The sequence below is a fragment of the Pseudoalteromonas sp. GW168-MNA-CIBAN-0100 genome (assembly GCF_040309225.1).
Classification (GTDB): domain Bacteria; phylum Pseudomonadota; class Gammaproteobacteria; order Enterobacterales; family Alteromonadaceae; genus Pseudoalteromonas; species Pseudoalteromonas arctica.
In genome coordinates this window covers 1-242 of sequence record NZ_JBEOOL010000993.1, presented here as the reverse complement: position 1 = coordinate 242, position 242 = coordinate 1, and the positions used below count along the sequence as shown (strand labels likewise).

Genomic DNA, 242 nt, shown 5'->3' with positions numbered 1-242 from the left:
TAAAGGCAAAAATTCAATTACCACCTTGCCACTAGAAATGATCAGACCTTATATAACTTATGAGCAAGCTATAAATAGCGACGATATAAAAGCTAAACCTTATATTTTAGGGGCAAACGAGAACACGAAAACACAAACGTTAGGGCATATTTTATACGTTAAAGGCGATTTAAAGTTACACCAAGCTTATGCAATTTATCATAAAGGTAAGCCATATTTAGACCCAGAAACAGGAAGGGTAC

At 34.7% G+C, this 242-nt stretch carries 1 pseudogene; it reads left to right on the top strand.

Annotation, left to right across the window (positions count from 1 at the left end):
- A pseudogene (locus AAEY62_RS24320) lies at positions 1-242 on the top strand (peptidoglycan-binding protein); the annotation flags it as partial.